This is a genomic window from Rhizobium sp. YS-1r (assembly GCF_000757525.1).
In the GTDB taxonomy this organism is placed as follows: Bacteria; Pseudomonadota; Alphaproteobacteria; order Rhizobiales; family Rhizobiaceae; genus Neorhizobium; species Neorhizobium petrolearium.
On the sequence record NZ_JPYQ01000056.1, the window covers coordinates 891,062 to 912,685 of the forward strand.

At 60.6% G+C, this 21,624-nt stretch carries 25 protein-coding genes; 13 read left to right on the plus strand and 12 right to left on the minus strand.

What is annotated here, in order from left to right; translation table 11 throughout:
- Nucleotides 1–7: 7 nt before the first annotated feature.
- Entirely contained in the window at nucleotides 8–601 is a 594-nt protein-coding gene (locus JL39_RS29970; RefSeq protein WP_037159454.1) for an NAD(P)H-dependent oxidoreductase, read from the minus strand.
- Complete coding sequence (gene xseA / locus JL39_RS29975; protein WP_037159456.1) at nucleotides 601–2,208, minus strand: exodeoxyribonuclease VII large subunit; 1,608 nt, start codon at nucleotides 2,206–2,208, stop codon at nucleotides 601–603. The genes JL39_RS29970 and xseA overlap by 1 nt, the downstream gene beginning before the upstream one ends.
- Before the next feature lie 302 nt (nucleotides 2,209–2,510).
- Here xseA and JL39_RS29980 point away from each other — a divergent pair, with 302 nt between their 5' ends.
- The 3 genes from JL39_RS29980 to JL39_RS29990 all read left to right on the plus strand — a co-directional run bounded on the left by JL39_RS29980 (nucleotide 2,511) and on the right by JL39_RS29990 (nucleotide 3,466).
- Nucleotides 2,511–2,774: a hypothetical protein gene (locus tag JL39_RS29980; RefSeq protein ID WP_037159459.1), complete on the plus strand. Its 264-nt coding sequence runs from the start codon at nucleotides 2,511–2,513 to the stop codon at nucleotides 2,772–2,774.
- Between the two features lie 96 nt (nucleotides 2,775–2,870).
- Nucleotides 2,871–3,101, plus strand: coding sequence for a hypothetical protein (locus JL39_RS29985; RefSeq protein WP_037159462.1), 231 nt, complete (start codon nucleotides 2,871–2,873; stop codon nucleotides 3,099–3,101).
- Entirely contained in the window at nucleotides 3,098–3,466 is a 369-nt protein-coding gene (locus JL39_RS29990) for a GtrA family protein (RefSeq protein ID WP_037159465.1), read from the plus strand. Before JL39_RS29985 ends, JL39_RS29990 begins: the two co-directional genes overlap by 4 nt.
- A gap of 6 nt (nucleotides 3,467–3,472) precedes the next feature.
- On the opposite strand, the gene JL39_RS29995 is transcribed toward JL39_RS29990, so the two are convergent.
- Entirely contained in the window at nucleotides 3,473–4,459 is a 987-nt protein-coding gene (locus tag JL39_RS29995) for a Gfo/Idh/MocA family oxidoreductase (protein WP_037159468.1), read from the minus strand.
- A gap of 188 nt (nucleotides 4,460–4,647) precedes the next feature.
- Here JL39_RS29995 and JL39_RS30000 point away from each other — a divergent pair, with 188 nt between their 5' ends.
- Complete coding sequence (locus tag JL39_RS30000; RefSeq protein WP_037159472.1) at nucleotides 4,648–5,598, plus strand: aldo/keto reductase; 951 nt, start codon at nucleotides 4,648–4,650, stop codon at nucleotides 5,596–5,598.
- Nucleotides 5,599–5,657: 59 nt separating this feature from the next.
- The gene (locus JL39_RS30005; RefSeq protein ID WP_037159474.1) at nucleotides 5,658–6,653 is read left to right on the plus strand and encodes an aldo/keto reductase; all 996 of its coding nucleotides are present in this window, start codon (nucleotides 5,658–5,660) and stop codon (nucleotides 6,651–6,653) included.
- Between the two features lie 252 nt (nucleotides 6,654–6,905).
- Here JL39_RS30005 and JL39_RS30010 read toward each other — a convergent pair whose 3' ends face one another.
- From JL39_RS30010 to infC, 6 genes are all read right to left on the minus strand, one after another.
- Complete coding sequence (locus JL39_RS30010) at nucleotides 6,906–7,523, minus strand: hypothetical protein (protein WP_037159477.1); 618 nt, start codon at nucleotides 7,521–7,523, stop codon at nucleotides 6,906–6,908.
- A 74-nt stretch (nucleotides 7,524–7,597) separates the two neighbouring features.
- Nucleotides 7,598–10,018 (minus strand): phenylalanine--tRNA ligase subunit beta, encoded by a 2,421-nt coding sequence (gene pheT / locus JL39_RS30015; protein ID WP_037159480.1) that lies wholly within the window; start codon nucleotides 10,016–10,018, stop codon nucleotides 7,598–7,600.
- A 15-nt stretch (nucleotides 10,019–10,033) separates the two neighbouring features.
- A complete protein-coding gene (gene pheS / locus JL39_RS30020; RefSeq protein WP_037159483.1) occupies nucleotides 10,034–11,116 on the minus strand; it encodes a phenylalanine--tRNA ligase subunit alpha in 1,083 nt (360 codons plus the stop codon).
- A 192-nt stretch (nucleotides 11,117–11,308) separates the two neighbouring features.
- Complete coding sequence (gene rplT, locus JL39_RS30025; protein WP_037159486.1) at nucleotides 11,309–11,713, minus strand: 50S ribosomal protein L20; 405 nt, start codon at nucleotides 11,711–11,713, stop codon at nucleotides 11,309–11,311.
- 37 nt (nucleotides 11,714–11,750) lie between these two features.
- Complete coding sequence (rpmI, locus tag JL39_RS30030) at nucleotides 11,751–11,954, minus strand: 50S ribosomal protein L35 (RefSeq protein ID WP_037159489.1); 204 nt, start codon at nucleotides 11,952–11,954, stop codon at nucleotides 11,751–11,753.
- Between the two features lie 195 nt (nucleotides 11,955–12,149).
- Entirely contained in the window at nucleotides 12,150–12,686 is a 537-nt protein-coding gene (gene infC, locus JL39_RS30035) for a translation initiation factor IF-3 (RefSeq protein WP_081953048.1), read from the minus strand.
- A 183-nt stretch (nucleotides 12,687–12,869) separates the two neighbouring features.
- Here infC and JL39_RS30040 point away from each other — a divergent pair, with 183 nt between their 5' ends.
- On the plus strand, nucleotides 12,870–13,673 hold the full coding sequence (locus JL39_RS30040) for an alpha/beta hydrolase (protein ID WP_037160100.1): 804 nt from the start codon (nucleotides 12,870–12,872) through the stop codon (nucleotides 13,671–13,673).
- Between the two features lie 131 nt (nucleotides 13,674–13,804).
- On the plus strand, nucleotides 13,805–14,416 hold the full coding sequence (locus tag JL39_RS30045) for a transglutaminase-like cysteine peptidase (RefSeq protein WP_037159493.1): 612 nt from the start codon (nucleotides 13,805–13,807) through the stop codon (nucleotides 14,414–14,416).
- 282 nt (nucleotides 14,417–14,698) lie between these two features.
- On the opposite strand, the gene mbfA is transcribed toward JL39_RS30045, so the two are convergent.
- Nucleotides 14,699–15,682 (minus strand): iron exporter MbfA, encoded by a 984-nt coding sequence (mbfA, locus tag JL39_RS30050; protein WP_037159496.1) that lies wholly within the window; start codon nucleotides 15,680–15,682, stop codon nucleotides 14,699–14,701.
- Between the two features lie 240 nt (nucleotides 15,683–15,922).
- Here mbfA and JL39_RS30055 point away from each other — a divergent pair, with 240 nt between their 5' ends.
- The 6 genes from JL39_RS30055 (at nucleotide 15,923) to JL39_RS30080 (ending at nucleotide 19,845) form a co-directional block, all read left to right on the plus strand.
- Nucleotides 15,923–17,041: a TRAP transporter substrate-binding protein gene (locus JL39_RS30055; protein WP_037159498.1), complete on the plus strand. Its 1,119-nt coding sequence runs from the start codon at nucleotides 15,923–15,925 to the stop codon at nucleotides 17,039–17,041.
- A gap of 135 nt (nucleotides 17,042–17,176) precedes the next feature.
- A complete protein-coding gene (locus JL39_RS30060; RefSeq protein ID WP_037159501.1) occupies nucleotides 17,177–18,295 on the plus strand; it encodes a TRAP transporter substrate-binding protein in 1,119 nt (372 codons plus the stop codon).
- A gap of 355 nt (nucleotides 18,296–18,650) precedes the next feature.
- The gene (locus tag JL39_RS30065) at nucleotides 18,651–18,860 is read left to right on the plus strand and encodes a cold-shock protein (RefSeq protein WP_037159504.1); all 210 of its coding nucleotides are present in this window, start codon (nucleotides 18,651–18,653) and stop codon (nucleotides 18,858–18,860) included.
- A gap of 128 nt (nucleotides 18,861–18,988) precedes the next feature.
- Nucleotides 18,989–19,276, plus strand: a complete 288-nt coding sequence (locus tag JL39_RS30070; protein ID WP_037160103.1) for a hypothetical protein — start codon at nucleotides 18,989–18,991, stop codon at nucleotides 19,274–19,276.
- 52 nt (nucleotides 19,277–19,328) lie between these two features.
- Nucleotides 19,329–19,565, plus strand: a complete 237-nt coding sequence (gene rpsU / locus JL39_RS30075) for a 30S ribosomal protein S21 (protein ID WP_037159507.1) — start codon at nucleotides 19,329–19,331, stop codon at nucleotides 19,563–19,565.
- A 64-nt stretch (nucleotides 19,566–19,629) separates the two neighbouring features.
- Nucleotides 19,630–19,845: a hypothetical protein gene (locus JL39_RS30080; RefSeq protein WP_037159510.1), complete on the plus strand. Its 216-nt coding sequence runs from the start codon at nucleotides 19,630–19,632 to the stop codon at nucleotides 19,843–19,845.
- A 61-nt stretch (nucleotides 19,846–19,906) separates the two neighbouring features.
- Here JL39_RS30080 and JL39_RS30085 read toward each other — a convergent pair whose 3' ends face one another.
- Together JL39_RS30085 and JL39_RS32275 are read right to left on the minus strand one after the other, a co-directional pair.
- Nucleotides 19,907–21,124 carry an MFS transporter gene (locus JL39_RS30085; protein WP_037159513.1) on the minus strand — a complete coding sequence of 406 codons (1,218 nt, stop codon included), beginning with the start codon at nucleotides 21,122–21,124 and terminating at the stop codon, nucleotides 19,907–19,909.
- Between the two features lie 196 nt (nucleotides 21,125–21,320).
- Nucleotides 21,321–21,488: a hypothetical protein gene (locus JL39_RS32275; protein ID WP_200884026.1), complete on the minus strand. Its 168-nt coding sequence runs from the start codon at nucleotides 21,486–21,488 to the stop codon at nucleotides 21,321–21,323.
- Nucleotides 21,489–21,624: the final 136 nt, after the last annotated feature.

Here is a 21,624-nt window from a genome sequence, read left to right on the forward strand (position 1 = left end):
TGATCGGTTACCGCAAGACCTGGAGCGCGGCCCTGACGCGCTCCAGGTGCCACTTCCGCTTCTCGTCGGTCGCACGGTCCATGTCGTGCAGCGCCAGCATGCGGAAATCGACCTTTTTGCTGCAGAAGATCGCAATACCGCGCCTCAACTGCCGGCGAACGGGATCGCCCATATAGAATTTCACGATCCACCAGGGTGAGCCGGTCGTCGTGAAGGCCCAGAAATGGCGAATATTGGTAAGCAGCGGAATGATCCGCCCACCGGCCTTGTCATGGCGGAAGGCCACGCCCGGCGCGAAGACGCGATCGAAGAAGCCCTTCAGGATCGCCGGCAGATTGAACCACCATTGCGGAAAGACGAGGATCAGCGCTTCCGCCGCCTGCAGCCGCGCAACCAGATCGGCGACATCAGACGTATCGTAAGGCACGTCGAAATAACCGCGCCGCTCCTTCTCCGTCAGCCGCGGATCGAAACCTTCTGCATAAAGATCAAGAAGATCGACCGTATGGCCGCCTGCCTCCAGGGTCTCGCGTGCCGCACGAGCGACGGAAGCCGCAAAGCTTTCGGGCACGGGATGGGCGAGAACCAGTAGAACCCGCATCAGAAGAGGCTGCCCTGCTTCGGCTTGTCACTCCCGCTTTCAGGCTTCACCACACGCTTTTTCGGCTGTGGCGGAGCGAGAGGCCGCTCGGCGAGCTCACCACCCGCTCCCGTCACAGCCGCGATACGTCCATCGGCGAATTCGACAGCGATCGCCTTTCCCTCACCAATGCCGGCAGCACGGGTCAGCGGCCTGTCGTCTTCCCCGCGCACCACGGCAAAGCCGCGCTTCAGCACATTCTTGTAGGAGAGCGACTGCAACACGCGATCCTGTGCCGTGATCGCCGAACGGCTGCGGGCAAGCGTGTGCGAAACCGCCGTATCCGCATGACGAGACAACGACGTGAGATGCTGCCGATCGCGCTGCAACTGGCCGATCAGCCGCGCCGGCAGGGCCTTCAACGATGCCTCGAATTTCGCAACGCGCCCGCGTTCTCGCAACAACTGCCGTTCGAGGCAGCGTTCGCTGCGTGTGATCCGGTCGGCCAGCAATTGCCGCTGCTGGGCAAGGCGGTTCGTGAGCAGTTCCAGCCGGAGACCCGATGAGGCTCGCTCGAAACTGCGACGCTTGACGACGGTCGTACGCTCAAGCCCACGTCCGAGACCGGCTGCCGCCTCATCGAAACGGCGCCGCGGCAAAGCCAGCAACTGGTCAAGCGAAGGAAGCGCGCGGACCAGCGCCCTTACGGACTGGCGGCGCAGGTCCATCTGACGGCTGGCGCAACCCCGAAGGCGCGCCGTCAGGTTGGCAATCTGCGCGTCCAGATCGGCCTTGACCGGCACGGCCATTTCCGCCGCACCCGTCGGCGTCGGGGCACGCACATCCGCCGCATGGTCGATCAGCGTCCAGTCGGTTTCATGGCCGACGGCTGAGATCAACGGGATCTCGCTTTCCGCCGCAGCCCGCACCACCGCTTCGTCGTTGAAGCTCCAGAGATCCTCAAGGCTGCCGCCGCCGCGCGCGACGATCAGCACGTCCGGCCGCTTGACGGGGCCGCCCGGAACAACCGCATTAAAGCCGCGGATCGCTGCGGCCACCTCGTCACCCGACCCTTCGCCCTGTACTTTCACCGGCCAGACGATGACATGCACCGGAAAGCGGTCGGAGATGCGGTGCAGGATGTCGCGGATGACGGCGCCGGTCGGCGAAGTCACGACACCGACCACATGCGGCAGGAAGGGAAGAGGCCGCTTGCGGTTCTGATCGAACAGGCCCTCGGCTGCAAGCCGCCGGCGTCGCTCCTCGATCAGTGCCATGAGCGCGCCAGCGCCTGCCGGCTCTAGGCTCTCGATGACGATCTGGTATTTGGACGAGCCCGGAAACGTGGTGACCTTGCCGGTCGCGATGACTTCCATGCCCTCTTCAGGCCGGAATTTGATGCGCGGGAAGGTGCCCTTCCAGATGACAGCATCGATGCGGGCGCGGTCGTCCTTCAGCGAGAAATAGGCATGACCCGAGGAATGCTGGCCGCGATAGCCGGAAATCTCGCCCCGCACCCGCACGTGGTCGAAAGCGTTCTCGACCGTACGCTTGATCGAGCCGGAGAGTTCCGACACCGAATATTCGGTGACGTTCGTAGGCGAATCGTTGGCGATGAGACTGTTCATCCCGTTCTTTTAAAGGATGTGGCACGCAAATTCACCATCCGAAGCGCAGCGAAACGGGGACGATTGGTCTCGAAAAACGAGGCCGAAGCGGAAGACCTCCGAGGGCCTGCCGCAGCGTTTTTCCGGCCCTCTCATCGCGCAACCGCTTGAACCAGCATCTTTTCTTTTTTCACCTCGGCCACATTTCCCTTCCGTGGGGCAGTCCGGATTTCCGGAATCCGATGTTTTTTCGCCCTCAAATTTCCCCGGAGCAGGGAGAAAAGCGACAATGACGGCGAAGGACATTCAAGGAGATTTCGCCCATGCACGACCGTTTCGCCAACATGCAAGCCTCGCTTTCCGGCCCCGCCTCTTCCGGTTTTTCCATCACACCCAGCGACGGCAGTGATCTGCCGGAGGCCACGCGGGCGCTCTATGTGGGGACCGGAGGCAATCTGACGGTGCGGATGCTTTCCGGCGAAACGCTGACGCTCTCGAATGTCTCGTCCGGCAGTCTTCTGCCGCTGAGGATAACCCGTGTCCTTGCGACCGGAACGACGGCAGCGGCGATTGCCGGGCTCGTCTGATGAAAGTGCCTAGGATTTCTGAATAGGAATCCGGCAAGCATTTGTTAGCACGCGGCGAATATGCTTGCTTCACCCGGAACGGAAAGGAGATGTCGAGTGCTTTTTTTGACCGCTGCATCGATAGGCGTTTGTGCCGGCATGATGCGGTCTGCCTTTTCGGTGGCGTTCATCGCGTTTCTGATCGTCGCCACGTTTGCGCTCGCCACCCTCACCTCGCCCGGCCCGGCATCCTATTTCAATCTCCTGATCGCCATTCTCGGCTACAATGCCGGCCTGATCAATTTTCTCGCCGGTCTTCTCCTCGTCCGTCGCCTTCGCGCGGCATGAACCGGCTCTTCCGGTTGCTGCTTGCGGGGGGCGGTGGCTTTCTCATCGATGCCGGGCTCACCCATATCCTGATCGAAGCCGGCAGATTTGGCCCGTTCCTCGCCCGCATCCCGGCGATCATCGCCGCCATGGCTTTCACCTGGGTCGTCAACCGCACCTTCGGCCGATCCTCCCGTTCTCCCGCTGTCGAAGGCTTTCGCTCCTGGGCGATCGGCATCACCGCAGCCTTGCTCAACTACGCCGTCTATTCGGCGCTCATGTACCGGGCGCCGTTCCTGCAGCCGGTCGTCGCGGTCACCTTCGCGTCGCTGGCGGCCATGGCCTACAGTTTCTTCGGCTATTCACGCTTCGTCTTCCGGCACTGAGCCGCGTCAGACCGCTTCCCAGCCGTCATGACCGCCGGCGCGATAGATGGCGTCGATGAACTTCTGGTTCAGAAGCGAATTTTCGAGCGTCACCACCTCGGCCGTCTCTCCCTTCGCTGCGCGCGCGAAGGTTTCGACCTGTCGTTTGTACTGGCGGCTGTCGGGGAAGCGGAAAATCTGCGAGGTCGCATGGTTCTGGTTGGCGACCTCGATCTCCTCGGCGCCCCAGCGGTTGGCGTTGAAGGGCGATTTCACCTCGATGTAGCCCTCGGTGCCGTGGAAGACCATGACCTGGCGGGCGGCCATCTGGGTGGCAATATAGAAGGTCAGTTCGAACGAACCGAAATCCGCCTTGATGCTGGAATAGATGTCCGTGCCGAAGCCCGGATCACGCTCCACCTTCGCCTGCACCTTGAACGGCTCCTTCTCTGTGACGAAGCGCGTGGTGATCGTCGGGTAGACGCCGATATCCGGCAGCGCCCCGCCGCCAAGTTCGGGAATGTTGCGCATGTTCGAGGGATCGCGATTGAAATAGGTGAAAGCGCCCTGCACATGCTTCAGTTCGCCGATCGCCTTTTCCCTCAGAAGTTCGCGCACCTTCAGCCAGACCGGCGCGTAAGTCACCATGAAGGCTTCCGAAATCAGCACCTTGTTACGGTCCCGCGCGGCGATCAGCGCCTCGATCTCGCTGGCATTCAGCGCGATCGGCTTTTCACAGAGCACGTGCTTGCCGGCTTCCGCGGCTTTTATCGACCATTCCACGTGCTGGCTGGTCGGCAGGGGGATATAGATCGCGTCGATCACGTCCGAGGCGAGCATCTCCTCGTAGGAGCCGAAGGCATGTGGCGCGCCAAACCGGTCTGCCAGCGCCCGGGCCTTGGCGAAATCGCGGCTCGCGAAGGCCGTCACCACACAGTTTTCCGCATCCTGAATGGCCGGCACCACCAGTTCGCGGCCGATCTTGGCAGTCGACAGGATTCCGAAACGCAGCATGGCAACCTCCATTTAAACACTGGCGCCGCACTTTATTGGGCAGGCCGGACCGGCGCAACGGATGCTGGATGCCCCGCTTGAAAAAGTGAATGTCCGCGCAAAATAAGGACTGGCCGTCGGCGGAACATCGGCTAATCTCAGGGTCCTTTCTCAAGCTATCCACTCACTTTAAAAATTTGGAGGAAACCATGGAGCTGCGCGCACTCGGCCGGACCGGCCTTTCCATTTCGCCTGTCGTTTTCGGCGGCAACGTCTTCGGCTGGACAGCCGACGAAAAAACCTCCTTCGACATGCTCGATCGGTTTTTCGCTGCCGGCTTCAACACAATCGACACGGCAGACTCCTATAACCGCTGGGTGCCGGGCCATGTGGGCGGCGAGTCCGAGACCATCATCGGCAACTGGCTGAAGCGTGGCGGGATTTCCCGCGACAAGGCCATCATCGTCACCAAGGTCGGCTCCGATATGGGCCAGGGCAAGAAAGACCTTTCCGCCAAATGGATCCTTGAGGAAGTCGAGAATTCTCTCCGCCGCCTCCAGATCGACTATATCGACCTCTACCTCGCCCATTGGCCGGACGAGACCACGCCCTATGAAGAGACGCTTGGCGCTTTCGCGAAACTCAAGGAAGCCGGCAAGATCCGTGCGATCGGCTGCTCCAACCTCGACGCCAGGATGCTGCAGGATTCCTTTGACGCTGCGGAGAAAGCCGGCCTGCCGCGCTACGACGTGCTGCAGCCCCAGTACAATCTCTACGACCGCGGCAGTTTCGAAGGACCGCTTGCCGAGCTCTGCATCAGGGAAGAGATCGGCGTCATCAACTATTACGGCCTCGCTTCGGGCTTCCTGACGGGGAAATACCGCGACACGGCCGACACGGAAGGCAAGGCGCGCGGCGCACGGGCGCTGACCTATCTCAACGACAAAGGTCTTCGCATCCTTGCCGCCCTCGATGAAGTGGCCGTCGAGACCAACACGGAACCCGCCTCGATCGCGCTTGCCTGGCTCATCCAGCGGCCGGGCGTCACCGCGCCGATCGCCAGCGCCACCAGTGTCGAACAGCTGGAAGCGATCATCGCCGCCGGCAACCTGACGCTTTCCGATGATCAGATGAAAATGCTGAACGAGGCCGGCGCCTGATATTTTCCGCGGGCATGGCAACACGCCCGACATCCCGTTCGATCCTGAAGGAGGGTCCCATGAAAATGAGGAAGCTCGGAAGAGAATTGACCGTCTCCGCAATCGGTCTTGGCTGCATGGGCATGAGCCATGCTTATGGCGGCCAGGACGAGCAGGAGGCAATCAGGACGCTGCATCGCGCCGTCGAACTCGGCGTCAACTTCTTCGATACGGCGGAGGTCTACGGACCGTTCAGGAACGAAGAACTGGTCGGCAAGGGCCTGAAGTCGTTCCGCGACAAGGTGGTGATCGCCACCAAGTTCGGCTTCAAGATCGACGCGAATGCATCGGATTCCCGTGCCATGTCCGGGCTCGACAGCCGTCCGGAACATGTCCGCGAAGTCGCCGAGGCCTCGCTGAAACGACTTGGCATTGACGTGATCGATCTTCTTTACCAGCACCGGGTCGATCCCGCCGTGCCGATCGAAGACACGGTCGGCGCCATGGCGGAGCTCGTGAAGGAAGGCAAGGTGCGGGCGCTCGGGCTTTCCGAAGCGGGGGCAGAGGCCATCCGGCGGGCCCATGCGGTGCATCCGATCACGGCGCTCCAGAGCGAATATTCGCTCTGGACCCGCGATCCGGAAGGGGAAATCCTCGATACCTGCCGGGAGCTCAACATCGGCTTCGTGCCTTTCAGCCCGCTCGGCCGTGGTTTTTTGACCGGCAAGGTTCAGAAGCCGGAAGACTTCGGAGCCGACGACTTCCGCCGTACGCTGCCGCGTTTCAGCGCAGAAAACATGGCGGCCAACGCCTCCCTGGTGAAACTGCTGGAGGATATGGCAACGGAAAAAGGCGTCACCGCCGCGCAGCTCGCACTCGCCTGGGTGCTCCATCAGGGAGATTTCATCGTGCCGATCCCCGGCGCCAGAAAAATCCCGCATCTGGAACAGAATGTCGCCGCAACAGAGATCACGCTCTCGGCCGATGAGCTCAAGACCCTCGGCGACATGCTGGCTCCGGAAAAATTCTCCGGCGCACGCTATGGGCAACGGGCAGCAGCCTGGACGAACCGGTGAATTGAATTTTTGTCCTGCATGTCATGCGTTGGGTGCTGCGTGTGACATGCAGGACAAATCCATGGCCACCCGCAGCATCCGCGTCGATGATGATATCAAAGCCCGCTGGGCTAAACTCTCAGCCGATTTCGGCTTATCTGTCAGATCAAGATGGAAGGCGGCGAATACATTCTGATTATCCGAGTTGCTTACCGCGGCACGGCCTATGATGCTCGCAGTGTCACCAAGAACGACAAACGATCCGAATGGCAATTAACTTTTCAGCTCCGGAAACCCCTCGTAGAATTCGGAATGGTCGCCTTCATTGTTGGCCATGCCGATCTTCGTCAGCACGCCGCGGGGCTCGGCGAAACTCCGGATGCGACGGGCCGGCTTTTCGTGCCACTGGATGTTCATCGCCCAGAGCTTCGGGAAGACCATGATCGACGCATAAGGCAGATGATCGTGGATCCACCATGCCATCCTTTGCCAGTCCCCCTCCCGGCCGTAATTGTCGATCAGCCACGGCACGACGACGCAGGCGGTCGCACCCATGAAACCCTGCGCGTCGCGCCGATCCCAGATGTGGTCGGCCGCGGTGTTGGCATTTGACGAACAGTTCAGGTTGTTCCTGTTGCCGAATTCGTTGACCTTCGGTGAACGGTAGCCGGAGCGCAGATGCAGCCGGCCGAACGTCGCCTGCAGCGGTTCCAGCAATTCCTCGCAGAGATGCCGGCCCGCCTCGATCGCCAGGTCCGGATCCTCGGGAATGTTCGGGATGCCGTAGAAATTGGCGATCTCGGAAAACAGGAAATCACGGAAGAAGAAGTTCTTCGACAGCCGCACGCGGCCGAGTTCCTCCAGCCCTTTCATCGATCCCGGCGTGCGCATCATCCCCTCCAAACGAAAAGCCTGCCCCCTTGGAGGGACAGGCTATCTCTCAGAGGTGATTCACACCACCCGATTTAGGCCCGCAGCACGCCACCCGTCGTCTTCTCGACATTGGCGACGATCTTGGCGGTCAGCGCCTCGAAATCCTCGTCGGTGAGCGTCCGCTCGACCGGCTGGATCAGAACCTCGATCGCCACCGACTTCCTGCCCTCGCCGAGCGAGGCACCCTCGAAGACGTCGAAGACGTTGACGCCGGTGATCAGCTTGCGGTCGGCGGTCGATGCCGCCTTGACGATCGCGCCGGCCTCCACATCGCTTCCCACCACGAAGGCGAAGTCGCGTTTCACCGCCTGGAAGGGCGAAAGCTCCAGCGGCGGCTTGGTGCGGGTCGCCTTCTTCTTCGGTTCCGGCATGGCGTCGAGGAAGACCTCGAAGCCGCAAAGCGCGCCGGACACATCGAGCGCACCAAGCGTCTTCGGATGGAATTCGCCGAAATAGCCGAGCACGACCTTCGGCCCCATCTTGATCGTGCCGGAACGGCCCGGATGATACCAGGCGGGCGCACCGGCCTCGATCTGGACATTGCTCATCGGCAGGCCACAGGCCTCGACGACAGCCAGCGCGTCCGACTTGGCGTCGAAGACGTCGACCGTCTTGCCGCCCTTGGCATTGCTGGACCAGAGGCGGCCAGTCCCGTTGATCGAGGCCGTGCCACGACGGACGCCGCCCGCCACGCGACGCTGGCCTTCCGGCGTATCGGTCTCATAGGTGCCGGAGACCTCGAAGATCGCGACGTCGCCAAAACCCTTGTCGGCATTGCGCTGTGCGGCCGTCAGCAGGCCGGGCAGCAGCGAAGGCCGCATGTCGGACATGTCGGACGCGATCGGGTTTGCGAGTTTCAACTCACGCTGCCCACCGCCGAAAAGCTTCGCCTGGTCTTCGGAAATGAAGGACCATGTGACCGCTTCCAGCATGCCGCGGGATGCAAGCGCCCGTTTCGCGGTGCGGGTGCGCACCTGCAGCGTGGTCAGAATCCTACCGTTGACGCTGGCAAGCCTGTCGATCGCCTCCGGCTTGATCTGATCGACGCCATGGATGCGCATGACCTCTTCGACGAGATCCGCTTTGCCATCGACATCCGGCCGCCAGGACGGGACAGTGACAGATACACGTCCCCCCGAGCCCTCGACCGTGAAGCCGAGGCGGGTGAGGATCTGCCGGCTCTCCTCGGTCGAGACTTCGAGACCCGTCAGGCGCTTTACTTCCGAGAACGGGAAATCGACGATCTTCGACTGATGACCTTTGTAACCAACGACTTTCGCTTCTGCAGCTGTGCCGCCGCAAAGCTCAAGCACCAGCTCGGTCGTCCGGTCGAGGCCGGGCACCATGTATTCCGGATCGACGCCACGCTCGAAACGATAGCGCGCATCGGTGATGATGCCGAGCGCGCGGCCGGATTTGGCGATATTGATCGGGTCCCAGAGCGCCGACTCGATCAGCACATCGACCGTGTTCTCGTCGCAGCCGGAATGCTCGCCGCCCATGATGCCGCCGATCGATTCCACGCCGTTTTCGTCGGCGATGACGACATTGTTCGGGGTAAGCCGATACTCACGCTGGTCGAGCGCCAGAACTGTCTCGCCTTCCAGCGCGTGGCGGACCGTCAGGCCGCCCGTCACCTTGGCCGCGTCGAAAACGTGCATCGGCCGGCCCTGGTCGAACGTCATGTAGTTTGTGATGTCGACCAGCGCGTTGATCGGACGAAGGCCGATCGCCTTCAGCCTCTGCTGCATCCAGGCGGGGCTCGGGCCGTTCTTCACGCCGCGCACGAGGCGAAGCGCGAAGCCGGGGCAGAGCCCGTCGTCATCGAGGATGATCTTGAGGCCGACCGAAGTCTCGCCTTCCGTCTTGAAGGCAGGTTTGGCATGCGGCTTCAGCGTGCCGAGGCCCGCGGCGGCGAGATCGCGCGCGATGCCGTGGATCGACGTGCAGTCCGGGCGGTTCGGCGTCAGGTTGATCTCGATGACCGGATCATCGAGCCCCGCATAGGACGCGAAAGGCGTGCCCACCGGCGCATCCGCCGGCAGGTCGATGATGCCGTCGTGATTGTCCGACATGTCGAGTTCCTTCTCGGAACACATCATGCCGTGGCTCTCGACGCCGCGGATATTGCCGACGGCAAGCGTCACATCGATACCCGGGACGTAAGTGCCGGGTTTCGCAAACGCGCCAATCAGGCCGGTGCGGGCGTTCGGCGCCCCGCAGACGACCTGCACCGGCTTGCCGTCACCGGCATCGACCATCAGCACCTTGAGTCGGTCCGCCTGCGGATGTTTTTCGGCGGAAATGACCCTTGCGATGACGAAAGGCTTGTAAGCGGCCTTGTCGTCGACATCCTCGACCTCGAGGCCGATCGCCGTCAGGCGTTCGCAGATCTCTTCCAGGGTGGCATCGGTCTCAAGATGATCCTTGAGCCAGGAAAGCGTGAATTTCATTGGTCCAATCCTCCCTTATACGCTCAAACCGCCGAACAGCGTCGGCATGTCGAGCGGGCGGAAACCGTAGTGGTTCATCCAGCGGACATCGGCATTGAAGAAGTCGCGCAGGTCCGGCATGCCGTATTTCAGCATTGCGATGCGGTCGAGACCCATGCCCCAGGCAAAACCCTGGAACTCATCGGGGTCGAGCCCGCCGGCCTTCAGCACGTTCGGATGCACCATGCCGCAGCCGAGGATTTCCATCCAGTCGGTGCCCTCGCCGAACTTGACGATCGGACCGGAGCGGTCGCACTGGATGTCCACTTCGAAACTCGGCTCGGTGAACGGGAAGAAGGACGGGCGGAAGCGCATCGTCACCGACGGTACTTCGAAGAAGGCCTTGCAGAACTCTTCCAATATCCAGCGCATGTGGCCGACATGCGACTTGCGGTCGACGACGAGACCCTCGACCTGATGGAACATCGGCGAGTGGGTTGCATCCGAATCCTGGCGATAGGTCTTGCCCGGAATGACGATGCGGATCGGCGGCTTCTCAGCCTCCATCGTGCGGATCTGCACCGGCGATGTATGCGTGCGCAGAACCTTGCGCTCGCCCTTTTCATCGGCCGAGAAGAAGAAGGTGTCGTGCATCTCGCGAGCCGGGTGGCCTTCCGGAAAGTTCAACGCCGTGAAGTTGTAATAGTCCGTCTCGATATCCGGGCCTTCGGCGATCGAAAAGCCCATGTCGGCGAAGACGGCGGTGATCTCGTCGACGATCTGGCTGATCGGATGGATACGGCCGCGCTCGGCGGGCGAGGAGCGCACCGGAAGGGTAATATCCACCGTTTCCGCCTTCAGCCGCGCCTCGATCGCCGCATCCTTCAAGACCGTCTTTCGGGTCGTGATCGTGTCGGTGATCTCGTTCTTCAGCGCGTTGATCGCGGCACCGCGGCTCTGGCGCTCCTCCGGCGACATGGCGCCCAGTGTCTTCAGGAGTTCGGAGACCGAACCCTTCTTGCCAAGCGCTGCGACGCGCACCGCCTCGATCGCGGCTTCGTCGCCGGCACCGGCGATTTCCGCCAGAAGCGAAGTTTTCAGGTTTTCCAGATCGGACATGGTTTCTTCCGTGTGATGGTCGGAGAGATCTATTCGGACGTCATAACGGGCAGTTTACGGGCATTTCAGTCGTTGCAGCGTCCTTTGCACGTCGCGGCCGATATGCGGCGCTGCAATGAAAAACCCGCGCCAGCCCAAACCAGCGCGGGTTTCCCAAAATCAGTGAAGCTAATGAAGCCTGGGAAGCGCTGGTTAACGAACCGCGCTTTCAAACTCGTTGGCCGTACCGGCTTCCTTGAGATATTCGAGAGCCTTCTTGGAGGCTTCGACGAGCGCGCCGAAGGCGGCCGGCTCATGGATCGCCATGTCGGACAGAACCTTGCGGTCGACTTCGATGCCAGCCTTGTTGAGGCCGTCGATGAAACGGCCGTAGGTCAGGCCGAACTCACGGACAGCAGCGTTGATGCGCTGAATCCAGAGAGCGCGGAAATTCCGCTTCTTCACGCGACGATCGCGTGTCGCCATCTGCCGGGAGCGATCGACGGCAGCCTTGGCTGCGCGGATCGTGTTCTTGCGGCGGCCGTAGAAACCCTTGGCTGCCTTCAAAGTCTTGGTGTGCTTGGCGCGGGAAGTTACGCCCCGTTTTACGCGTGCCATGTCATGATCTCCTTAATGATCCAAAGCGACGAGGGTCTCAGAGACCGTTCGGCAGGTAGCTCTTGATAACCTTCTTGCCATCGGGTTCGGCAAGGATCATCGTTCCGCGCGCATCGCGGATGAACTTGTTGGACCGCTTGATCATGCCGTGGCGCTTGCCAGCGGCGGCTGCGACGACTTTGCCGGTTGCGGTGATCTTGAACCGCTTCTTGGCAGCCGATTTCGTCTTCATCTTGGGCATTTTGCTACTCCGTTTTGTATCGAACCGACGGACGAGGCCGGTTTCAAGCATTTGGAACGGCCACGGCATGCCCTGCCGGACCGTTCGGACGCGCGCTTATAACCGCAGTCGGTCAAAAGCGCAATGGGAAAGAAAGCGTGTCGGGAAACCGGCGGGAATGCCGGCGAAACCGCGGAATGCAGGAAGGTGCGGCGCTTATTTCGGCGCCAGCACCATCATCATCTGGCGGCCTTCGAGCTTCGGCTCGGCTTCGACCTTGGCGATCTCCTGGGTGTCGTCCTTCACCTGGAGCAGGAGCTTCATCCCGAGTTCCTGGTGGGCCATTTCACGGCCACGGAACTTCAAGGTCACCTTCACCTTGTCGCCCTCCTCGAAGAAGCGATTGATCGCCTTCATCTTCACCTCATAATCATGGGTGTCGATGTTGGGGCGCATCTTGATCTCTTTGACTTCGACGATCTTCTGCTTCTTGCGGGCTTCGGCCGCCTTCTTCTGGTTCGCATATTTCAGCTTGCCGAGGTCGAGAATCTTGCACACCGGCGGATCGTTGTTCGGCGAGATCTCGACAAGATCAAGACCGGCTTCCTCTGCCATCCTGAGGGCTTGGTCGGTGGGAACCACACCGAGGTTCTGGCCTTCGGCATCGATAAGCTGGACCTTGGGAATGCGAATTTCCCTGTTGGCGCGCGGCCCCTCCTTGACGGGGGCATCGGCTTTGAATGGTCTGCGAATGGTCGTATTCTCCTGATTGTTTCGAAACGCAAGCAACGACTTTCACCTGACCCCGCCTGCGGCCGGGGGCAATGTCGTGATCGCTCGCGCGAAGTCAATAGCACGTTGTCATGAAAAAATCACCTGCTGTCGCATGCTGCGAATTTGTTTTATATGCGCGGCAAAACGTGCAAGGAACCCGCCATGACAGAGGCCGCAGCCCACATCACCGAAAAGAGGATCACCGTAGGCGAAGGGCCGGCCGGCCGCGAGATTGCGATCCTCCACCGGGCTGCGCAGAAGAAGACCGGCCTCGCTTTCGTCTGGCTCGGCGGCTACCGGTCCGACATGTCCGGCACCAAGGCAGTGGAGCTCGACGCCTTGGCGGGTGAACTCGGGATTGCGGCCATCCGGTTCGACTATTCCGGCCACGGCATTTCCGGTGGAGCTTTCCGGGACGGCACCATTTCCCGCTGGCTCGAAGAGGCGCTGGCCGTCCTCGATGACATCAAGCCGAAGCGCGTCATCCTTGTCGGCTCCTCCATGGGCGGCTGGATCGCGCTGCGGCTGGTACAGGAACTGAAGAAACGGAAAAAGGCGCCGCAGATCGACGGCATCGTGCTGATCGCGCCGGCGCCGGACTTCACCGCGGAGCTTATCGAGCCGAACCTGACGGATGCGGAGCGTCGGTCGCTTGCCGAACGCGGCTATTTCGAAGAACCTTCGGAATACAGTTCCGAGCCCAACATCTATACCCGCGACCTGATCGAGGACGGCCGCAGGAACCGCGTGCTGACCGGGATTATCGAAACCGGCTGTCCGGTCACCATCCTGCAGGGCATGAAGGATCGCGACGTGCCTTACCAGCACGCCCTGAAGCTCGTCGAATTCCTGCCGGCCGACGACGTCGTGCTGACCCTGGTCCGCGATGGCGACCACCGGCTTTCAAGGCCGCAGGACATCGAAAAATTGAGGGCTGCGGCCTCAGCCCTAATTATGCATGATTAAATTTTGGCCTGAGACAAAAAAACAGCAGCCTTAACCATAATATCACGAGCCAAACATTAACAAATCTTCACCGATTGACTCTTGCGCCCGTCCAATCTTAACTTTTCGTTAGGAATTTAAGGGACGGGTCCATGATGAGAGCCTTGCAGGCACGGCTTGCCGTGATCCTAGTCAGCGTACTTGTACCAGTGAGCGCAGCAGTGCCGGCTCCAAGGTCGTTGAATTCCATGGTTACAGGCGCAGTCACGTCCCAGCCGATCGGTCATTACGAATTCTGCCAGAAATATCAGTCTGAATGTTCGATCAGGGGCCGTTCGGCTCCGGCTCCCAAGATCAGCGCCAAGGGCTGGGCTCTGGTTCGCCAGGTCAACCGATCCGTCAACGGCCGCTTCTTCGCCAAGACCGACAAGGAAATCTACGGTCGGGAAGAAGTTTGGGCCTATCCCACCAATTTCGCCGACTGCGAGGATTACGCGCTCGAGAAGCGTAAGGAATTGGCAGCTCGGGGCTTTGCCCTTTCCGATCTTCTCATGACTGTCGTCCGCAAACCCGACGGCGAGGGACATGCAGTCCTGACGCTTCGCACCTCCGACGGCGACTTCATTCTCGACAACCTCGATAATGAGGTGAAGCCTTGGCATCAGACGCCTTACACGTTCCTGAAGCGCCAGGCATCCTTCAACACAGGCCGCTGGGTAACGATCGAAAACGGCCGCGACGTTCTTGTCGGCGCGTTGCGCTGATCAACGGGTCAGCACGGGGGACCCAGGCCGCCTGCGATCATCTGATCGCAGGCGGTTTTGTTTAACGACCTGAAAGAGAAAAGTTTGCCGCAGCGGCGATCTGCCCTTCGCTTTGGGCCCAGGGCGTTCGGTGCTCAAAACGCCCTACCGGAGCATTTTGCCGGCTGCGCCTTCGGGATCGACTATGCCGCACCGACGACCGGCCCTTCGCTCCAGGCTCAGGGCGTTCGTCACTGCAATCGATTCACTGGATCGATTGCTCGGGCTTCGCCCGACCGTTCCTCACCCATTGCCGATCAATATACCGGCCGCCAGCACCAGCGAACCGCCAAAGACCACCTGGAAGACGGCGCGCAGGAATGGCGTTTCCATGTAGCGGTTCTGGATGAAGGCAATCGCCCAGAGCTCGAAGAAAACGACAATCGCGGCCACGGTGGTGGCTGTCCAGAAATGCGGAATGAGATAGGGCAAGGCATGGCCGAGGCCGCCGATCGCCGTCATGATGCCGGAAGCAAGCCCGCGTTTGACCGGCGAACCGCGGCCGGAAATCTTCCCGTCGTCATGGGCCGCTTCCGTAAAGCCCATCGAGATGCCTGCCCCGACCGAAGCGGAGAGTCCGATCAGGAAGGTCGACCACGTATCTCCCGTGGCGAAGGCCGCCGCGAAGATCGGAGCAAGCGTCGAGACCGAGCCGTCCATCAGGCCCGCCAGACCCGGCTGGACATAGGTAAGGATGAACTGGCGCCGCGCGGTTTGATCCTCTTCCGACTTCACGTCTTCCGGCACATGCTTCTCGCTCAGCAGGCGGGCGATATCCTCATGCCCCTCCTCTGCAAGCGCGAGATCGCCCAGCAGTTTGCGGGTCGAGGCGTCGGAAACGCGCTTGGTCGCCTCCCTGTAGAATCGCGCGGCCTGCTGCTCCATGGCCTCGGTCTCGGCCCGCACTGTCTCAAGCGGCAGGTTCTTCCTGAGCCAGTCGGGCTTGCGCTCGTAGAAGCCGCGCACATGCTCCCGGCGGATCAGCGGGATGCGTTCGCCGAAGCGGGAGCGGAACATCTCGATCAGCATGTTCCTATGGGTCTGCTCGACCTCCGCCATATCCTCGAAGACCTTCGCGGAGGATGGATACTGCTCCCGCAAACTGTCGGCATAAGCCAGGTAGATGCGGGAGTCTTCCTCTTCCGAGGTGATGGCGAGAGCGAGAATTTCCTCCTCGCTCAGAGAATCAAACGATCGCTTGGATGCGGGCAAAAGACGGCCTAACATGAAAACCTCTTATTAGAATAATTCTAAACTAAGCCGTAAACGGGAAACTTCAAGAGACTTTTTTGCCGCGCGGGAATTTGGCGCCCGTCTTAATTTGGAAAAGCAATTTTTGAAAAGGATTGCCGCGCCGCGGCGTAATCTTCCGGATTTTTTGCTTGCCGTTCCCGAAACGAAAGGATTAAGAGCGGCCCGCACGGGCGAAAATCCGGCACCTCCCAAAGTCAAGAAGGCCTTATTCCCATGAACCGCAGACATTTCTTCCGGCAGGCAGCGACCGCCGGCGTGGGCGCCGCTGCCGCGACCGCGCTTACCGCTCCCCTGGCCGCACCGGCCATCGCCCAGGAAAATCCGAAGCTCTCCTGGAGGATGACCTCCTCCTTCACCAAGAACACCGATATCCTTTTCACCGCCTCGACCGAGATTGCGGAAAGCGTGAAGGAAGCCTCCGACGGCAACTTCACCATCGAAACCTATGCTGCGGGTGAGATCGTCCCCGGTCTTCAGGCGGCCGACGCGGTTGCGGCCGGAACCGTCGAGATGGCGCATAGCTGCTGCTACTATTACATCGGCAAGGACCCGACTTTCGCGCTCGGCACGGCCGTGCCCTTCGGTCTCAACGCGCGGCAGACCAATGCCTGGTTCTCCGTCGGCGGCGGCAACGAGCTGATCAACGACTTCCTCGCCGGCTACAATCTCTATGCATTGCCGGCCGGCAATACCGGCGCGCAGATGGGCGGCTGGTTCCGCAAGGAGATCAACACGATCGATGACCTGAAGGGCCTCAAGATGCGTATCGCCGGGCTTGCCGGCCAGGTCATGCAGAAGGTCGGCGTCACGCCGCAGCAGATCGCCGGCGGCGACGTCTACGCCGCTCTCGAAAAGGGCACGATCGACGCCACCGAATTCGTCGGCCCTTATGACGACCGGAAACTCGGCTTCGTGAAGGTCGCGAAATATTACTATTATCCGGCCTGGTGGGAAGGCGGCCCGGCCGTGCATGCCTTCTTCAACCTGGAAAAGTTCAAGGCGCTGCCGAAGAGCTACCAGCGCATGCTGAAGGATGCCTGCGCCAATGCCAATACCAACATGCTCGCCCGCTACGACGCGCATAACGCCAAGGCGCTCAAGCAGCTCGTTGCAGAAGGCGCGGTTCTGAAGCCCTTCAGCCAGGAAATCCTCGACGCGAGCTATCAGGCGGCGCAGGAAGTCTATGCGGAAATCACCGCAAAGAACCCGACTTTCAAGAAGATCTACGACAGCCAGCAGGAGTTCAAGAAGGACGGCTACCTGTGGAACCAGATCGCCGAATATACCTACGACACCTACATGATGGTCCAGCAGCGCAAGGGCACGCTCTGATCATCGCGTTCATGTGAAAGAGCGAAATCCCGGAGCGATCCTCCGGGATTTTGCTTGCCGTTCCCGAAATGAAAGGATTATGAGCGGTATCATACCCTTTCAGCGCGTATCTTTCCGAAGTCGAGGAGACCTTCCATGAACCGCAGACATTTCTTGCGACAGGCCGCGACAACAGGCGCCGGGGCCGCCGCCGCGACGGCGCTTGCCGCCCCTCTGGCCGCACCGGCCATCGCCCAGGAAAACCCGAGCATCACCTGGCGGCTGACCTCCTCCTTCCCGAAGAGCCTCGACATCATCTTCGGCGCCGCCAACGAGATCGCCGAAAGCGTCAAGAACGCCACGGACGGCAAATTCACGATCCAGATCTTCGCCGCCGGCGAGATCGTGCCCGGCCTTCAGGCAGCGGACGCCGTCGCCAATGGCACGGTCGAAATGGCGCATACCTGTTCCTACTACTATATCGGACAGGACCCGGCCTTCGCGCTCGGCACCGCCATTCCTTTCGGCCTCAACGCCCGCATGACGAACGCCTGGTTCACGGCGGGCGGCGGCAACGAGCTGATCAACGAATTCCTGGCACCGCGCAATCTCTATGCCCTGCCGGCCGGCAACAGCGGCACGCAGATGGGCGGCTGGTTCCGCAAGGAGATCAACACGATCGATGATCTGAAGGGCATGAAGATGCGCATCGCCGGGCTCGCCGGCCAGGTCATGCAGAAGGTCGGCGTCACGCCCCAGCAGATCGCTGCGGGCGACGTCTATACGGCGCTTGAAAAGGGCACGATCGACGCTACCGAATTCGTCGGCCCCTATGACGATCAGAAGCTCGGCTTCGCGAAGGTTGCGAAGTATTATTACTATCCGGCCTGGTGGGAAGGCGGCCCTGCCATGCATGCCTTCTTCAACCTGGAAAAGTTCAACGCCCTGCCGAAAAGCTACCAGCAAATCCTGGCGAATGCCTGCGCGTCGGCCAACATGAGCATGCTCGCCAATTACGACGCGCATAACGCCAGGGCGCTCAAGCAGCTCGTCGCCGAAGGTGCGATCCTGAAGCCGTTCAGCCGCGAAATCATGGATGTCTGCTTCAAGGCAGCAATGGAAACCTATGCAGAGCTCTCGGCCAGGAGCCCGGCGTTCAAGAAGCTCTACGACAGCCAGCAGGCTTTCAAGAAGGACGCCTATCTCTGGGCCCAGGTCGCGGAATATTCCTACGACACCTTCATGATGACGCAGCAGCGCAACGGCACGCTCTGACCGCCATCCCTTCGCGCGGGAAGCCCGGAGAATTCCGGGCTTTCTGACCCGACGCCGATCCGTCCGGCCATCTTCGAAAGCCTCTTCGTCTCTGCGGACGAGAGAATTTGTCTTTCAATAATACGTTTCAAAATCAAACCCTTGGGTGAGAAATTCCCGCTTTCGCCCCGGTGCTGAGGAAATTAAATCGACCATTGAGCATTGATTATCCGGGGATAAGGCATATATTGCCGACATCGAAAATTGCTTGCGACCTTTGTCAACGAGCTTTGCGCTCTGTCAGATTTCCTCTCAAATATCGATCAAAGCGGACGAAATACTGTCCGATAACTCTAGCGATTGAAAGGAAATCGTTATGAACACTGGCACCGTAAAGTGGTTCAACAGCACCAAGGGTTTTGGCTTCATTCAGCCTGATGACGGCGCGACGGACGTTTTTGTCCATGTTTCCGCTGTCGAACGCGCTGGCATGTCCTCGCTGGCAGAAGGTCAGAAGATCTCTTACGAGATCGTTCGCGACCGCAAGTCCGGCAAGAGCTCGGCCGACAATCTGCGGGCTGCATAAGGATGTCATTCGCCTCGGCTGACCACGGATGTACTGGCAGCTAGCGCTTGAATGACGGGAAGAGGTCGGGGTAACGCCCGGCCTTTTTGTTTTTGTCCGGCTTCCCGGCCGGGCTCAAGGAGAAAAAGATGAGCCCGAACATCTATGCCGTCAACGATCTCGTCGTCTTGAAGGCGGGATTGACGCGGACGGCCACGGGCGACCGCACATGTCGGATCGTTGGACTTTTACCGGCGGCTGATCGCGGGGAGCATCAATATCGCGTGCGCTTCGACAACGAGAACTTCGAACGGCGTATCGTTGCGAGTGATATCGACACATCGGCGACCGCAACGTCAGCTACAAAAGGCGAGACCGCGCCGACAGGATCCGGCGAGCCGTGGCTCAAGCCATCGCGCATCCGCATCGGAAAGTAAGTTTCAACCCCTTGATTGAAGACGGGTTTACCCGCAATGGAAAGGATATAGTTTGCAGGTTCTTGTTAGAGACAACAACGTCGATCAGGCACTTCGGGTGCTCAAGAAGAAGATGCAGCGCGAAGGCGTCTTCCGCGAAATGAAGGCGCGCAGCGCTTACGAGAAACCTTCCGAAAAGCGTGCCCGTGAAAAGGCCGAGGCCATCCGGCGTTACCGCAAGCTCGCCCGCAAGAAGGCTCAGCGCGAAGGTCTGCTGCCGGCGCCAAAGAAGGTCGTGCGTACGCGTTGATATCTGTCGGACCGCCCGGACTTTCTCCACAGGCCCAGACTTTCTCAACAGGAAGGAGGATCTCATGACCGCAACCAAAGACGAATTCTTCAATCCCACCAAGCTCTCCGCGCGTGACAAGGCCGCAGCCACCGATCATACGGCCCGCGCCATCATTGCCGCGGAAACATCGCAACGGGAAAAGAAAACCGAAAAGCTCAAGCAGCTTCGACTTCAGCGCGAAGCCGACCAACCGCCGCAAGCGCCCCCGAAGAGCCGTAAGAGACCGGCTGGTCATTGAGATCCAAAAAAGCCCGGGACTCCCGGGCTTTTCCACTTTCGTGATATGGCTGCGCACCGCCTCATGCCGGCCGGAGCTTCTCCTCTTGCCGGCCCGGCAGTGGCGGGAAGGCGAGTGCGATCAGGACCGCGCCGAGACCGACCAGCGCCGAACCGAAGAACAGCCAGTTGTAATTGTTGAACTGGTCGAAGGCCCAGCCGCCGGCCAGCGGACCGAAGGCCATGCCGATACTTGACAGCATGGTTGCGCCGCCAAGAACGGTACCCAGGATCCGAGGCGCGAAATATTCGCCCGCCAGAACCGCATAGAGCGGCATGACGCCGCCATAGGTTCCGCCGAAGATCACCGCGAGCATGTAGAATTGGGTGAGGTCGGCGGCCATCGTATAGGCGGCGATCCCCGCAGCCTGGATCATCAGCCCGCCGATCAGCACCGGCTTGACGCCGAATTTATCCGCCAGCACCCCGAACAGCACACGCCCACCAAGACCTGCCGCCCCCTCGACACTGTAGATCGTCACCGCCGCCATCGGCGCGACGCCGCAGAACATGGCATAGCTCACCATGTGGAAGATCGGGCCGGAATGGGCCGCGCAGCAGGCGAAGAAAGTGAAGGCCAGCACCAGGAACTGCGGCGAACGCAGAATTTTTGCAAGCGGGATGCCTGATCCTTCCGCTCCGGTTTCCGGATGTGCGCCGGGCGCGGCCGCGACCGCCGGCGGATTGCGCACCAGCAGTGCCGCCGGCAGAAGCAGCACCCATGCCCCGACGCCGATCAGGAACATGGCCATCCGCCAGTCGTCATAATAGGTGATCAGCCAGCGGGCGAAGGGCGAAATCGTCATTGGCGCGACACCCATCCCGGCGGATACGAGCGAGACGGCAAGGCTGCGATGCTTGTCGAACCAGGACATGGTGAGCGCGATCATCGGCGCGAAGAAGGCGCTCGCGGACAGGCCCACGAGGCAGCCGTAGATGACCTGGAAAAGGAAAAGATTCTGCACCTGGCTTGTCAGCACAAGCGCCAGCCCGAGCAAGGCCGCGCCGATCAGCACGACGATACGCGCGCCGTAGCGGTCGCTTGCCGTACCCCAAAGAAAGCCGCCAAGCCCCATCACGATGAAATTCAGTGTCATCGCACTGGAAATGCCGGCATGCGACCATCCGGTATCGGTCGCGATCGGCTGCAGAAAGATGGCGAGCGAAAACATCGTGCCGACGGCGACGCAGCCCATAAGCGCCCCCGCAGCGACAATCACCCAGCGATAATTGGTCATCATGCCCTACTCCCATTTGCCATAGGTTCCGAGATCCGGATGCGCGGCGCACCCTCCGCAGCGCCATCCCGAACCAAGGACGCACGGCATCGCCCTTTCCCGACAGGCTTCTCGATTTTTTTCGAAACCGGATTTGCCGACGATACAACAAAAGCCCCGCACGCGGCGGGGCTTCTGAAACTTCTTCTTTGCCGTGGCATCAGGCGCCCGTATTCGGGCGGGCCTTGCCGACATTGTGATTGGTCGAAGCGGTCTTGCCGTCCGGCTGTTGGCCATAATAGGTGCCGCCGAGATGACCGCCGCCGCTGGTGTTCTCCACCTGCTGCTCGGCGCGTTTCACGGCTTCCTTCACGTCGCTCTTGCTCATGTCTGTCCTCCAGCTTTTTACGTTGGTGACAAAGGCTGAACCCTTCCGTGGCGGATATGTTCCGCTTTTCACCCGGCGCGATCCTCTTGACGAAACTCAATTCGACATCTATTTGGGAACGACCATTTCCAAATTA